The organism is Ligilactobacillus murinus (assembly GCF_003288115.1).
GTDB classification, from domain to species: domain Bacteria; phylum Bacillota; class Bacilli; order Lactobacillales; family Lactobacillaceae; genus Ligilactobacillus; species Ligilactobacillus murinus.
Window position 1 is genome coordinate 2042505 of sequence record NZ_CP023565.1, and the last position, 11976, is coordinate 2054480.

Below are 11976 nucleotides of genomic sequence, written 5' to 3' on the forward strand. Positions count from 1 at the left end.
TAATAATGGAGGAATTTAACATGATTTTAACAGAAGTGTTTGCTAACGTTGAGGATATCAATGATTTAGAACAATATCACATTGAGACTTGTATGGTCAAAAGCGATGACCTGATGAAACGTATTTTACGTGTGACCTCTGATCATGGTAATGATTATGGGATCCGGTTAGCTGAAGATAGCGAAGGCTTAGAAAATGGCTCAGCTTTCAAGATCGGGCACCATCGCTTGCTAGTTTTAAGCGTGATTCCAGATGAGATCATTAAAATCGTACCTAAAGATATTGATGAAATGGGTGTGCTCGCACATATGCTTGGTAATTTGCATAAACCAGTTCAAGTCGAAGCTGGAAAGATCACTTTGTTGTTTGATCCTGTTGTGGTTAAGACTTTAGATCAAAAACAAGTTGAATATACAGTAGAAAAGGCGCAATTAGCTGAACCATTGCGCTATGTGGATCTGACAAATGGAAAATAGGCCACGATTAAGCACACTTTTGGATTATTTAGAGGTTTTTCAAATTTGTGATTCCACTTTCCCAATCGGAACTTTTAACCACTCTTTTGGGATGGAAAACTATCTACATGATCGCAAAATCAAGCACACACCCGAATTTCAACAATGGTTTGAAAATTATTTCAAATCGCAATTTAAATACGGCGAAGGTTTATTGACTGTATTGTGTTGGCGAGCTTTAAAAGCTGGTCAGATGGAAAAATTGTGGGAATATGACGAAATTATTACCCATTCAACTTTGGCATTGGAGACGCGCAATGGTCAAAAGTTGATCGCTAAGCAAATGCTAGCTTTGATCAAGCAAATGTACGGTGAGATAAAACCGCTAGACATTTATGAAAAAAAGATCAAAGCTGGTGAACTTGCAGGTAATCCAGCGATCGTCTTTACGATTTTTGCACACTATCAGAAGATGCCATTAATGGAGACTTTTTTGATGTATGGTTATAGTATTGGTTCAACGATGGTCCAAAATGCTGTTCGCGCAATTCCATTAGGACAACGGGATGGACAAGTGGTATTGAACAATATTATCAAACTTTTAGGAAAACTTTATCCAGAAGTTGAAAAATTAGATGGATCGTATTTAGGAGCTAATGTTCCGGGACTTGAATTAGCTCAGATCAAACATGAAACACAAGGCTCAAGATTATTTATGTCCTAGGGGGATCAGAAAATGAAAAAAGCAATTAGAATCGGTGTTGGTGGTCCTGTTGGTTCAGGTAAGACGATGTTGATCGAACGGTTAACACGGGCAATGCATGATGATTATAGTATGGCAGTCATCACAAATGATATTTACACCAAAGAAGACGCAGAATTTATGGTCAAAAATTCAGTTTTAGATGAAGATCGGATCATTGGGGTTGAGACCGGTGGTTGTCCACATACTGCTATTCGTGAAGATGCTTCAATGAACTTGGCTGCGATCGATGAATTAGAAGAACGTTTTGATGATGAGCTAGATATCATCTTTGTTGAAAGTGGTGGCGATAACTTAGCAGCTACATTTAGTCCAGAATTGGTCGATTTTTCGATCTATATCATTGATGTGGCTGAAGGTGAAAAGATCCCACGTAAAGCTGGTCAAGGGATGATCAAGTCTGACCTATTCATCATCAATAAGATCGATCTAGCTAAATATGTCGGCGCTGATCTCGAGCGGATGAAGAGCGATTCAGAAATGTTTAGAAGTGATGGTACCTTCTTGTTTACTAACTTGAAAAAAGATGAAGGTCTACAAGATGTCATCGCTTGGATCAAAAAGAATTGTCTATTAGAAGATCTAGAAGAAGTCAAGAATTAGAGGAATACAGATGGATAAGAAATATGATGGTGTGATCGAGATGCGCTTTTTACCGCGCAATGGCCGCACGATCGCACAGAAATTATATCATAAGGGAAATTCACGTATTTCCTCGGTTATACCGACGACCGAAAATCAATTGCCTTACTATTTCTTGATCTCTACTGGTGGTGGTTTTACAGAAGGTGAGCAGTATCAAGTCAAGATCACACTTGAAGATAATGCCCATGCAGTTTTGACAACACAGACACCAAATTATGTGTATAAGTGTGATAATTTGCGTCAAACATGTCAAGAAACACAGATCAAACTCGGACATGGTGCCTTTTTAGAGTATTACATGGATGAAGTTATCCCATATAAGAATGCTTATTATCGCCAGTTCATGGACCTTGAGCTAGCTGAAGATGCTTCGTTGATCTTGACCGATGGTTTGACTAGTGGCTGGTCCCCAGACGAAAAACCTTTTCAGTATCGGGATGTTGGGATGCGAACGAAGATCAAAGTTGCGGGCAAATTAGTATATAATGATTACTTGTTGTGTACGCCTCAAGTCGATGAACTAGCTGAATTAGGGTATTTTGAAGGTTATACTAACTTTAACTCAGTTGTTTTGATCGATAAAAATATCGACCAAGATTTTGTGAAAAAGGCCCGTGAGGTGATCAAACTTCCTGAAGCTGATGTTTCATTTGGGATCTCGTTATTGGAAGAAAATGGAGCGGTCTTACGGATCTTAGGATATGACGGTTATACTAATCGCCAGATCCAAAATCAATTTATCGAATTTTACCGTGAAGAATTCAAAGGCTACGCTCCTTTGAAACTTCGGAAAAATGATCGGGCGTATAATTAATTGGAAAAGAGTGAACGATTGTGACAGGAACTTTTTGGTTAGGATTTGGTGCAGCTGGACTAGGCGCTTTTTTTGGTGGTTGTCTACGGAGTTTGTTTTCTGATTGGTTCAATCATGCTAAGGCGTATCTTCCTTATGGTACATTGGCCGCCAACTTACTAGGCTCGCTTTTGATCGGGATCTTTGCTGCTTTGGTGGCAAAGGGGGAACTTTCACAAATGGCTAACACATTGCTTGCCGGTGGCTTTTGTGGTGGTTTAACGACTTTTTCGACCTTTTCATTAGAAAATCTCAAGTACTTCAAACAAGGTAAAACAGGACATGCGGTACTTTATTGGTGTGGCAGTGTTGTGTTGTGCTTAGCTTGTGTCTATTTAGGCTTAGCCCTTGGAAAGCTATTTTAGATAAGGATCAGGTGGAAAAATGAAAAAATCAACAGAATTATTGCTTGTTGGCTGTGGTTGCTTTTTTGGTGGTGCCTTGCGTTATGTTTGTGAGACCTTGATCGGACCTAGTGTTTCAGAGGCTTTCGCTATTTTAGTCGTTAATGTCAGTGGCTGTTTTTTGATCGGGTTGATCTCAGCTGGTTTATTTAAAAAGACGCTTTCAGCTGAATTTGGTAAATTGGCCTCAACCGGCTTTTGTGGTGGTTTAACAACTTTTTCTTCGTTTGCTGATGGGATCGTCAATTTATTTGATGCTTCACAGGTGGCAGTGGGGTTGTTATACATCGTGCTTAATATGTTGCTAGGGCTATTAGCTGTTTATTTAGGCCTAAAAGTAATTTTAAAAACAAAATTTAGTGATTTTGCAAATTGATCAAAGATAACACTCATTTTAATGGGTGTTATTTTTTAATGACGCCTAGCCGGAAATCCCGTGACTTTAGTCATGGGATGGATAGGCCACTATTGAGCCCCTTTATGGGGCTTTTTGTTTGTTTCTGTATATTTTTGGTCATTGATATATTTCTCTACAACTTCTTTGCTCATATTGCCCAATGTACTCATATAGTAACTTGGCGACCAAAGATGACCGCCCCAATATTGGCTACGTCGTATTTCTGGATGATTTTGTAAAAAAATATAGGCACTACGTCCTTTGAGCGCCTTAATGGCACTAGCCGGCGCTTTGCTTGGCGGAAAACTGATCAGCATATGAATGTGATCCGGCATGACTTCCATCTTTTCGATTACGATGTCATTATTATCTGCAACTTGCTGCAAGATAGCTTTCATTTCGTTAGATAAGGCCTCGGTTGTAAAAGTCTGATTGCGATATTTAGTTACCCAGATCAAATGGTAATGGAAATTATAGATATAACGACGAGTATAAATGGCCTCTTTGATTTTTTCTTTAGTCATAATATGTTCTCCTTTGTTAATACATTGACATCATGATATAATGTTATTATATCAATAAGGGAGGTGAAATCAAATGAAATCAATGGCAAAAATGAAATATCATTATGGCCTAAAAATGCGCTGCTATCCTAGTGACCAACAAAAGCAGTTGATTAAAATCAACAGTGACGCTAGTCGCTTTATCTATAACGAAATGGTTGCGATCAATAAGGAACTGATGCAGCTTCGCAGAGTTAAGCTACCGATTGACATAGTTCGGGATCGTATTAAGCAACTAACTATGCGCCAAAACGCTAAGCAAATGTCTAATCACTATCAATTCTTAGAAGATAAACGAATTGATAGTTTGACGAAAGCTAATGCTATTCAGAACTATCGGAAAGCTTGGAATGCTTTTCGGAAGGTTCACACCGCTGGTGTTCCTAAGTTTCATCGAAAGAATTATCGCTGGCGTTATCAAACCAATTGTCAATACTCAGGGCAAAAGACTGCGTTGCTAACTAACGGTACAGTCTGTTTTCTAGATAATAGCCATGTCAAAGTCCCTAAAATCGGACTGTTACGTGTTGCCGGTTCGCAAGCACGGCTTTTGAAAAGAATATGCGAGACTAGAATTGGTACTGTGACGTTGACTAAAGATTCAGCGGATCGCTTCTTCTTATCAATGCAGTTAGCTTCAGATGAATCTTTTGTTAAAGTGGCCAAAGCTACTCATGGGCATGTTGGAATTGATCTTAATACTGATAACTTCTTAACCGACAGTGGAGGTAACATAGTTCCTAATCCACGATATTATCGCACTATTAAAGGTAAATTAGCCAAAGAACAGCGCATTTTATCTAGACGGCAACAACGTGCAAAAAAAGAACATCGTTCTTTACGCGATAGTAAAAATTACCAAAAGCAACGCTTGCTAGTTGCCAAACTTCATGCCAAAGTAATGAACCAAAGACATAATTTTCTCCAACAAATCTCTACTGCATTAATCAAGAACCACGATTTAGTAGTAGCCGAAGAGTTGCGTAGCAAGAATATGCTTAAAAATCATGCTTTAGCACTTAGTATTTCTGACGTTGGTTGGCGAACATTTCTTGGCATGTTGGCTTATAAAGCAAAGCTTTATGGGCGTCAATTTATCACAATCAATCCAAGAAACACTACCCAAACATGTTGCGATTGTGGCTTTGTGATGGGCACTAATGGGACGGACAAACTAACGTTAGATGACCGAAAATGGACTTGTCCTAACTGTGGTATTCACCATATTCGTGACTGGAACGCAGCTAAAAATATTCTTGATAAGGGAATAGCTAAACTAGCTTAGCTTATCTGTCCCTATGGCAACCTGGGGACATAAAAGGCGTTGGTAATTAGACGACCGCTGTTTGATTACAATTTCGGTTGGTCAAATAAGTTGTCCCTATCTACGCAAATTGTGGTTCGAAATCTGTAAGGATTTTCGGCTCACAAGCCACTGACTTTAGTCAGTGGTGGTTGACAGTCTAGTTTTACCTTTGCATTACGCTAAAAGTATTGCTACTATATTCTTAAAGTAAATACAATACAGGAGTGTGGGGGAAATAAGATGGAGCCAAAATATAAACAGATCTTAGAAACGATCAAAAAGCAGATCATTGACGGGAAGTACCCTGCTGGTAGTATGATCCCAGATCAGAACACACTGGCACGTGATTTTAAAACTAGTCGGATGACGGTCAAAAAAGCTCTAGATATGTTAGCGATCGAGGGCTTCATCTATTCTAAAAGAGGAGCGGGGACTTTTGTAAAAAAGAATGCTCTAGCGCAAAAAGATGCCTTACCAGTAGATAGTTATAGGGGCTTGAGCAGTCAATTCAGTAAAGCGCGGGTCAAAAGTGAACCGATCGTTTTTGATGTGACTTTTCCGACGTCTGAGATCAAGGAACGTTTAGAATTGAAGCAAAATGAACCAGTCTATGAGATCTTACGTTTGCGTTTTGTTGATGATGAACCGTATGCTTTAGAGCATACCTTTATGCCGATCAGCTTAGTACCTAACTTAAGTCAAGAAGTTCTCTTTGGTTCGATCTATGCTTATTTGACTAAAGAAATTCATTTAGAGATCGGCGGCGCCTTTCGTAAGATCTCTGCCGAAAAAGCTTCCAAAAATGATATTAAGTATTTAGCATCTGCTGAAACTGATCCGATCTTGCAAGTCGAGCAAGTCGTTTACTTACAAGATGGGCGCCCCTTTGAATACTCGATCAGTCGTCATCCTTATAATGGAAAACACGCGTATACGATCTTTGACCGCAAAAATTAAACTAAAATGACCTCCAAATGTCGTCGCTTTAAACGCTAGTGGAGGTCATTTATTAGTTTAAAAGTAAAGGTTGATACATTTCGCTTTCAAGCTGGGAGACAGTATCTTCGAGCAATTTTACATTATTGGGAACTTCTAGGTCATCTAAATATAGGACCGGAGCTTTAAGGCCAGCTAGATCTTGGGAATTAAAGGCAGCGATCACCAGATCATAGTGGGCTTGTTCAAGATAATCATTGACTGAGATATTGTGTCCTTTACTTAAAATATTTTGGATCTCAGTGATGTACGCATAGCGCGTTTCGATCGGAAGCTGTGAGATAACTCCGATGCTGATACAACGGCGCTTCATGCTTTTATGAGGATAGATTATCATTCTAAGCTTATCACGGATCGCTTGTAATTTATAAGGATTGAGTTTAAAACTTTGTACTAGCGGGATATTTAAGATCTCAGCGATAACTTTTTCTTCAAAGGGTTGCGAGGCTTTCTTTTTGACTTCAAGGCTAAGGATATTATTTGAGTAATAGTAACCGTCAAGCAATAAAAGTTTATTGATCGTAAAATAAAGACTGCTACGTAAGGCATTGAAATCATTATTGAAATTATAGCTATTTGTCAAGATCGTCGTGATCTGTTCAAGTAATTGTTGACATTTTGAATGTTTAAACAATGAATTTATCTCAGTGACTGGATAGCTGATGATATTATGGGTGTTTAAAAAAATAAACGTCAAATAGCTGTAGTATTCAACTAAGTCATGATCTAAAAAGCTCCAATTTTGCTTGAAATAATTTGTTAAATCTTGATAAAGTGGTGTCACTTTAACTTCAAAAAATAGCGTACTTGCCTTTTGGTTACTCGCAGTTTGTAAAATTAAGTTAGAAAAATAAAAAGCCATTTGTGATAGACTTTTGAGTACCAACAAACAAAAGTAAAGGAAAATCACAAATGACCTATAATCATCTTACCATAAGCGAACTGTCCTTCATACAAAATTTTTGGAATCAAGGTGTTAAAGCCTATATTGTAGCTAAAACCTTAAAACGTAGTGCTGAAACTATTTATCGAGTATATCGTTTTTTAGATGCTGGGAATTCGATCTCTGAATACTATGAAAACTATCGGGCTAATAAATCTAAATCCGGCCGTAAACTCATCGTATTACCTAATGATGAGCTTGAGTACATCAAGGAAAAAGTTAGTCTAGGTTGGACTCCTGATACGATCATCGGACGTAATGAAAAACATATCAGTTGCTCAATGCGTACGCTTTATCGCATCTTCAAGCGTTCTAACGTTTTAGATGTGACCTCGCTCCCAATGAAAGGAAAAAGACATCCAAATGGTTACGTTGAACGCCGTGGAAAAGCTGGACGACTAGGTCGGGCTCTTTCAGAGCGGCATCAGGACTATCCCAACTACCATAATGAATTTGGACATCTTGAAGCTGATACGATCCAAGGTAAAAAACATCGTGGTGCAGTAATGACATTAGTTGAACGAAAGTCTAAGGCTGTCATCATTTTGAATACACGCCATAAGACGGATAAAGCTATCTTTGAGAAACTTGATGCTTTACTTTCTGTTACTCCTAAAGGACTCTTTAAATCGATCACTTTTGATAATGGTAAGGAATTTTCTAAGTGGAAAGATATCGCTAATAAGCATGATATCAGTACCTACTTTGCCGATGTAGGTGCTCCTAACCAACGTGCACTAAATGAACATACGAATGGATTACTTAGGAAAGACGGACTAGGAAAAGATATGAATCTCAGTGATCTCCCCACTGACTATGTCCAACAAGTAGCTAGCTATAGAAACAATATTCCACGTAAAAGTTTAAACTACAAAACCCCACTAGAAGTATTCATGAAGTACATTACAAATGAGCATGTAGTTTTTTTCTAACTTAATTTGACAATTCAGGACTAAAATAAGTTCGGATCAATTCATGCTTATTACTGAGTAAAGATAGCCATAGACTGATCTGATCATTTTGAATGATGCTCAACTGAGACCCGAGTTTTTCTTTGGCATATGCTTTGAAACCATGGTCAGAAATAATGAATTTTCTTAGAACTGTGCCTTTAGCATGAGTGTTCCAGTAAAAATTAAAATAAAAATAAAAGAACTGTGATCCAGTGCCACGCAACATATTTTGCTTGATCTCTAAGTTGAATTCGCGTAAAAGTTCGTTACATTCGCCGATCAATTTATTGGTAGAAGTCAAACTGATATTTAAGGAGCGCGCGGTTTCTTCCCGGGTCAACGTTGAATGTTTAAAATAAAGATCTAGGAGTTGAAAGCGTAATGATGAAGATAAGATCTGTTTATTTAAACTTTGAACTGCTTGGCTGTTATAAGGGAGATTCAAAATGATCTCATGGCGTGTTACGGTCAATAACTGGGGATCAAAGCCATTGATCTGTTCAGTCAGCTGACTTAAGGTCGGAGAAGTGATCTTGAGTGCTTGACAGAGTTCGGATTTACGGAGGTGATTATTATATAAATGTAGCAGTAGTAATAAAGAATAAATCTGTAGACTCTTATGATCAAAGAGTTGTTCATTATGCATAGCAGATCGCCTCCAAAAATAAATATTAAGTTATTATAAAAAAGTTAACAAATGAAATTATATAATAATTTTAGTAATTTTGGCAATATTGCTTCAAAGTTGCGCACGATCAAGGATTGTTTGTTAAAAAAATATTTCATCCTATAATTTTATAGTTATTTTTTGATAACTAATAATGAAACAAGAAATTTTTTTTATTTATATAAATTGGCGTTTTTTTAGCTTGATTTGATTTTAAACGGGGGATGAACTATCGAAAATGAACAGTTTTGAACGGTGGAGCTAAATTTTTGAGTAAAGAAAAGGTTTGATCTTTAAGGAAAAACACGTTTTTTTGAGATCAAATAAAAACAAAGAATATTTTTAGGCGGTGTTATGGCGTAGATTATTACTTGTAAGGCATGAGAGTGTCTGGCTGATTTGATAATTTACGTTAACTATTGTACGTTTAATTGTTATTGCATGGTGCAAGTATCAATGTATATCCTCATAAAGACGGTGATAGTTGGCTAAATCCAAATTGCTAAACCGTTATCTAACATGGGGGCAAGCAATGACTAAGAATAAAACTTTGGTACTAGGCATTTGTGGACCAGTAGGTGTTGGCAAAACTTTATTGATCCAACGTATCCAAGCGATGCTTAGTGAGCGCTATTCGCTAGCCACGTTAAGTGATGGTATTTTTACAGTAAAGGACCTAAATTACGTCCCACCTTTAATGACGCCTAGCTGGAAATCCCGTGACTTTAGTCATGGGATGGATAGGCCACTATTGAGAGGCTGTGACATAAGTCTCTATCTTTAAAGAAGACCATTCGAATTTTTTGAAAATTTTGAAAAATTCGAATGGTCTTCTTTTTGTTTTTATTATTTGGTGATATTTTTGAACTACTAGTGGACATTTTCCACATGTTCAATGCCATTAACGCTATCCCCATTTGTCGATTTACCTTTTTCTTACTTCGTACGGTAAATCGAGTAAAACCCAAATAAGCCTTCAAATTACCGAAAATAGGTTCGATCTCATACTTTCTTCTACGATAGATCTTATTTTTTTCAGTATTTGAAAGGTTTGTTTTTACTTTTCCCTTGAAATATTCCCATTGTGGATTGATATAGATCTTTCTGACATTTCCTTTTTTGGTCAATGCATTTGGATTTTCTTTACGATCTTCATCGAATTTTTCAGCTTCATATACTTTAAAATTTCGTTTATAACCATATGTATCATGGCGATATGCATAGCGTTTAAAGTTAAAACGAACATTCTTTGGATCTATATAGTAATCATCTTCAGCGTTATAATGCCAATTCATCACTTTGCGCTCATCTGATCTCCAACGTTTGGTTTCTTCCTTTAACATCGTATTATATGGAATAAGGTAATCAAACACTCCGAATTTATCTTCGATAAATTCATAGTTAGGTTCAGATCCATAACCAGCATCAGCAACTATCGGACCTTGGATAACATCTGCATCCATCTTTTCTAAAAATGGGATCAAAGTACGCATATCAGTTGGATTAGGTGCGAGGGTGTAGTCCAAAGCAAATTGATTATTAGCAGCGACTTGGAGATTATAGCCAGGTTTGGTTTGACCATTTTTCATTGGATCTTCTTTCATACGCATAAAAGTGGCGTCATTGTCAGTTTTAGAATAGCTGTTTCGCTCGCCAACGATGGCAAACTGTTCAGCATATTTAGAGTTTTTCTGTTTACGCTCGCGTGTTTGTTTTAAGTATTTCTTGGCCGTCCGTCGTTCCTGCTTCGCAGGATTAGGGGAGATCTTCTTAGTCTCTTCGACCTTTTCATTCAAATATTCAATTCGTTGTTCCAATCGGGCACATATCTCATCAAGTTGATCAACAGTCAGATCATCAGCAAAATCAATATTGACGATCGATTCTTTGATCTCTTTTAATAACTTTTTAGCTTTTTGTCGATTTAAATCATCATAGCGAATAGTATTTTTCTTCCAAACAAACGAGTATTTATTTGCGTTAGCAAGAATCTTAGTACCATCAATAAACACAGCCTCATCAATGAGCCCATTTTTTCGCAAATATTCTCTAAATTCAGAAAACGAACTTTTTAGCATCATCTCAATAGTATCAGAGACAACAAAGCGAGCAATAGTACGATAAGTAGGTTGGGCTTCCTGAGTCAACCACATGGCAACAACGTTTTCCCGAGCAAAACGTTCGATCTTTCGACAAGAAAAAATACCATAACTATATGCCAAAAGAACTAACTTGAGTAAGACCCGAGGTTCATATTCGAAAGGACGCCCAAAGGTATAAGAGTCATCAAAATCAATAGATTCGACTAAATGGTGTATGTAGTGTGCTTGATGATTTTTTTCAGGTTCATAGAAGGTCGCCATGTTCAAACTGAGTTGATTTATGTTACAATTACTGTGCATGGGTTTATCTCCTTTCTTTTTTGAGAGGGGTAGACTATAGGGCATCAGGGGGGGTTCTGATGTCCTTTTTTATTTATAGTATACAAAAACGGTCGTAAATGAACAATTTTTAAAGTCCATTTACGACCGTTTTTTGGAGACTTATGTCACAGCCTCTTTTGTTTGTTTCTGTATATTTTTGGTCATTGATATATTTCTCTACAACTTCTTTGCTCATATTGCCCAATGTACTCATATAGTAACTTGGCGACCAAAGATGACCGCCCCAATATTGGCTACGTCGTATTTCTGGATGATTTTGTAAAAAAATATAGGCACTACGTCCTTTGAGCGCCTTAATGGCACTAGCCGGCGCTTTGCTTGGCGGAAAACTGATCAGCATATGAATGTGATCCGGCATGACTTCCATCTTTTCGATTACGATGTCATTGTTATCTGCAACTTGCTGCAAGATAGTTTTCATTTCGTTAGATAAGGCCTCGGTTGTAAAAGTCTGATTGCGATATTTAGTTACCCAGATCAAATGGTAATGGAAATTATAGATATAACGACGAGTATAAATGGCCTCTTTGATTTTTTCTTTAGTCATAATATGGTCTCCTTTGTTAATACATTGACATCATGATATA

Annotated in this window: 14 protein-coding genes; 9 read left to right on the forward strand and 5 right to left on the reverse strand. The window is 37.4% G+C overall.

The window, feature by feature from the left end:
• Positions 1 to 20 precede the first annotated feature (20 nt).
• Genes CPS94_RS09930 through CPS94_RS09955 form a run of 6 tightly spaced genes read left to right on the forward strand, consistent with a single transcriptional unit; the run spans position 21 to position 3496 of the window.
• The gene (locus CPS94_RS09930; protein WP_004050866.1) at positions 21 to 476 is read left to right on the forward strand and encodes an urease accessory protein UreE; all 456 of its coding nucleotides are present in this window, start codon (positions 21 to 23) and stop codon (positions 474 to 476) included.
• Positions 466 to 1179, forward strand: a complete 714-nt coding sequence (locus tag CPS94_RS09935) for an urease accessory protein UreF (RefSeq protein WP_004050865.1) — start codon at positions 466 to 468, stop codon at positions 1177 to 1179. The genes CPS94_RS09930 and CPS94_RS09935 overlap by 11 nt, the downstream gene beginning before the upstream one ends.
• A 12-nt stretch (positions 1180 to 1191) precedes the next feature.
• Positions 1192 to 1821 (forward strand): urease accessory protein UreG, encoded by a 630-nt coding sequence (gene ureG / locus CPS94_RS09940; protein ID WP_004050864.1) that lies wholly within the window; start codon positions 1192 to 1194, stop codon positions 1819 to 1821.
• 10 nt (positions 1822 to 1831) lie between these two features.
• The gene (locus CPS94_RS09945) at positions 1832 to 2677 is read left to right on the forward strand and encodes an urease accessory protein UreD (RefSeq protein ID WP_004050862.1); all 846 of its coding nucleotides are present in this window, start codon (positions 1832 to 1834) and stop codon (positions 2675 to 2677) included.
• 20 nt (positions 2678 to 2697) lie between these two features.
• A complete protein-coding gene (gene crcB, locus CPS94_RS09950) occupies positions 2698 to 3081 on the forward strand; it encodes a fluoride efflux transporter CrcB (RefSeq protein WP_004050860.1) in 384 nt (127 codons plus the stop codon).
• Positions 3082 to 3100: 19 nt separating this feature from the next.
• Positions 3101 to 3496 carry a fluoride efflux transporter FluC gene (locus tag CPS94_RS09955; protein WP_004050859.1) on the forward strand — a complete coding sequence of 132 codons (396 nt, stop codon included), beginning with the start codon at positions 3101 to 3103 and terminating at the stop codon, positions 3494 to 3496.
• A gap of 89 nt (positions 3497 to 3585) precedes the next feature.
• On the opposite strand, the gene tnpA (CPS94_RS09960) is transcribed toward CPS94_RS09955, so the two are convergent.
• Positions 3586 to 4041 carry an IS200/IS605 family transposase gene (gene tnpA / locus CPS94_RS09960; protein ID WP_004050858.1) on the reverse strand — a complete coding sequence of 152 codons (456 nt, stop codon included), beginning with the start codon at positions 4039 to 4041 and terminating at the stop codon, positions 3586 to 3588.
• Between the two features lie 73 nt (positions 4042 to 4114).
• Here tnpA (CPS94_RS09960) and CPS94_RS09965 point away from each other — a divergent pair, with 73 nt between their 5' ends.
• Together CPS94_RS09965 and CPS94_RS09970 are read left to right on the forward strand one after the other, a co-directional pair.
• Complete coding sequence (locus CPS94_RS09965) at positions 4115 to 5365, forward strand: RNA-guided endonuclease InsQ/TnpB family protein (RefSeq protein ID WP_112194139.1); 1251 nt, start codon at positions 4115 to 4117, stop codon at positions 5363 to 5365.
• Between the two features lie 261 nt (positions 5366 to 5626).
• A complete protein-coding gene (locus CPS94_RS09970) occupies positions 5627 to 6343 on the forward strand; it encodes a GntR family transcriptional regulator (RefSeq protein ID WP_004050853.1) in 717 nt (238 codons plus the stop codon).
• Between the two features lie 52 nt (positions 6344 to 6395).
• Here the strand turns inward: CPS94_RS09970 and CPS94_RS09975 are convergent, their stop codons facing one another.
• Positions 6396 to 7244 (reverse strand): hypothetical protein, encoded by an 849-nt coding sequence (locus tag CPS94_RS09975; RefSeq protein ID WP_238145350.1) that lies wholly within the window; start codon positions 7242 to 7244, stop codon positions 6396 to 6398.
• A gap of 50 nt (positions 7245 to 7294) precedes the next feature.
• On the opposite strand from CPS94_RS09975, the gene CPS94_RS09980 reads away from it, so the two are divergent.
• Entirely contained in the window at positions 7295 to 8257 is a 963-nt protein-coding gene (locus tag CPS94_RS09980) for an IS30 family transposase (protein WP_004048827.1), read from the forward strand.
• Between the two features lies 1 nt (position 8258).
• Here the strand turns inward: CPS94_RS09980 and CPS94_RS09985 are convergent, their stop codons facing one another.
• The 3 genes from CPS94_RS09985 to tnpA (CPS94_RS09995) all read right to left on the reverse strand — a co-directional run bounded on the left by CPS94_RS09985 (position 8259) and on the right by tnpA (CPS94_RS09995) (position 11936).
• Positions 8259 to 8924, reverse strand: a complete 666-nt coding sequence (locus tag CPS94_RS09985; RefSeq protein WP_238145352.1) for a helix-turn-helix domain-containing protein — start codon at positions 8922 to 8924, stop codon at positions 8259 to 8261.
• 746 nt (positions 8925 to 9670) lie between these two features.
• Positions 9671 to 11347 (reverse strand): IS1182 family transposase, encoded by a 1677-nt coding sequence (locus CPS94_RS09990; RefSeq protein ID WP_112194141.1) that lies wholly within the window; start codon positions 11345 to 11347, stop codon positions 9671 to 9673.
• A 109-nt stretch (positions 11348 to 11456) separates the two neighbouring features.
• Positions 11457 to 11936 (reverse strand): IS200/IS605 family transposase, encoded by a 480-nt coding sequence (tnpA, locus tag CPS94_RS09995; RefSeq protein ID WP_112194143.1) that lies wholly within the window; start codon positions 11934 to 11936, stop codon positions 11457 to 11459.
• Between the last annotated feature and the right edge of the window lie 40 nt (positions 11937 to 11976).

Bases quoted from the DNA above. Each gene is read 5' to 3' on its own strand.
- CPS94_RS09930 (WP_004050866.1), top strand. From the start codon at position 21: ATGATTTTAACAGAAGTGTTTGCTAACGTTGAGGATATCAATGATTTA.
- CPS94_RS09935 (WP_004050865.1), top strand. From the start codon at position 466: ATGGAAAATAGGCCACGATTAAGCACACTTTTGGATTATTTAGAGGTT.
- ureG (WP_004050864.1), top strand. From the start codon at position 1,192: ATGAAAAAAGCAATTAGAATCGGTGTTGGTGGTCCTGTTGGTTCAGGT.
- CPS94_RS09945 (WP_004050862.1), top strand. From the start codon at position 1,832: ATGGATAAGAAATATGATGGTGTGATCGAGATGCGCTTTTTACCGCGC.
- CPS94_RS09955 (WP_004050859.1), top strand. From the start codon at position 3,101: ATGAAAAAATCAACAGAATTATTGCTTGTTGGCTGTGGTTGCTTTTTT.
- tnpA (WP_004050858.1), bottom strand. From the start codon at position 4,041: ATGACTAAAGAAAAAATCAAAGAGGCCATTTATACTCGTCGTTATATC.
- CPS94_RS09965 (WP_112194139.1), top strand. From the start codon at position 4,115: ATGAAATCAATGGCAAAAATGAAATATCATTATGGCCTAAAAATGCGC.
- CPS94_RS09970 (WP_004050853.1), top strand. From the start codon at position 5,627: ATGGAGCCAAAATATAAACAGATCTTAGAAACGATCAAAAAGCAGATC.
- CPS94_RS09975 (WP_238145350.1), bottom strand. From the start codon at position 7,244: ATGGCTTTTTATTTTTCTAACTTAATTTTACAAACTGCGAGTAACCAA.
- CPS94_RS09980 (WP_004048827.1), top strand. From the start codon at position 7,295: ATGACCTATAATCATCTTACCATAAGCGAACTGTCCTTCATACAAAAT.
- CPS94_RS09985 (WP_238145352.1), bottom strand. From the start codon at position 8,924: ATGCATAATGAACAACTCTTTGATCATAAGAGTCTACAGATTTATTCT.
- CPS94_RS09990 (WP_112194141.1), bottom strand. From the start codon at position 11,347: ATGCACAGTAATTGTAACATAAATCAACTCAGTTTGAACATGGCGACC.
- tnpA (WP_112194143.1), bottom strand. From the start codon at position 11,936: ATGACTAAAGAAAAAATCAAAGAGGCCATTTATACTCGTCGTTATATC.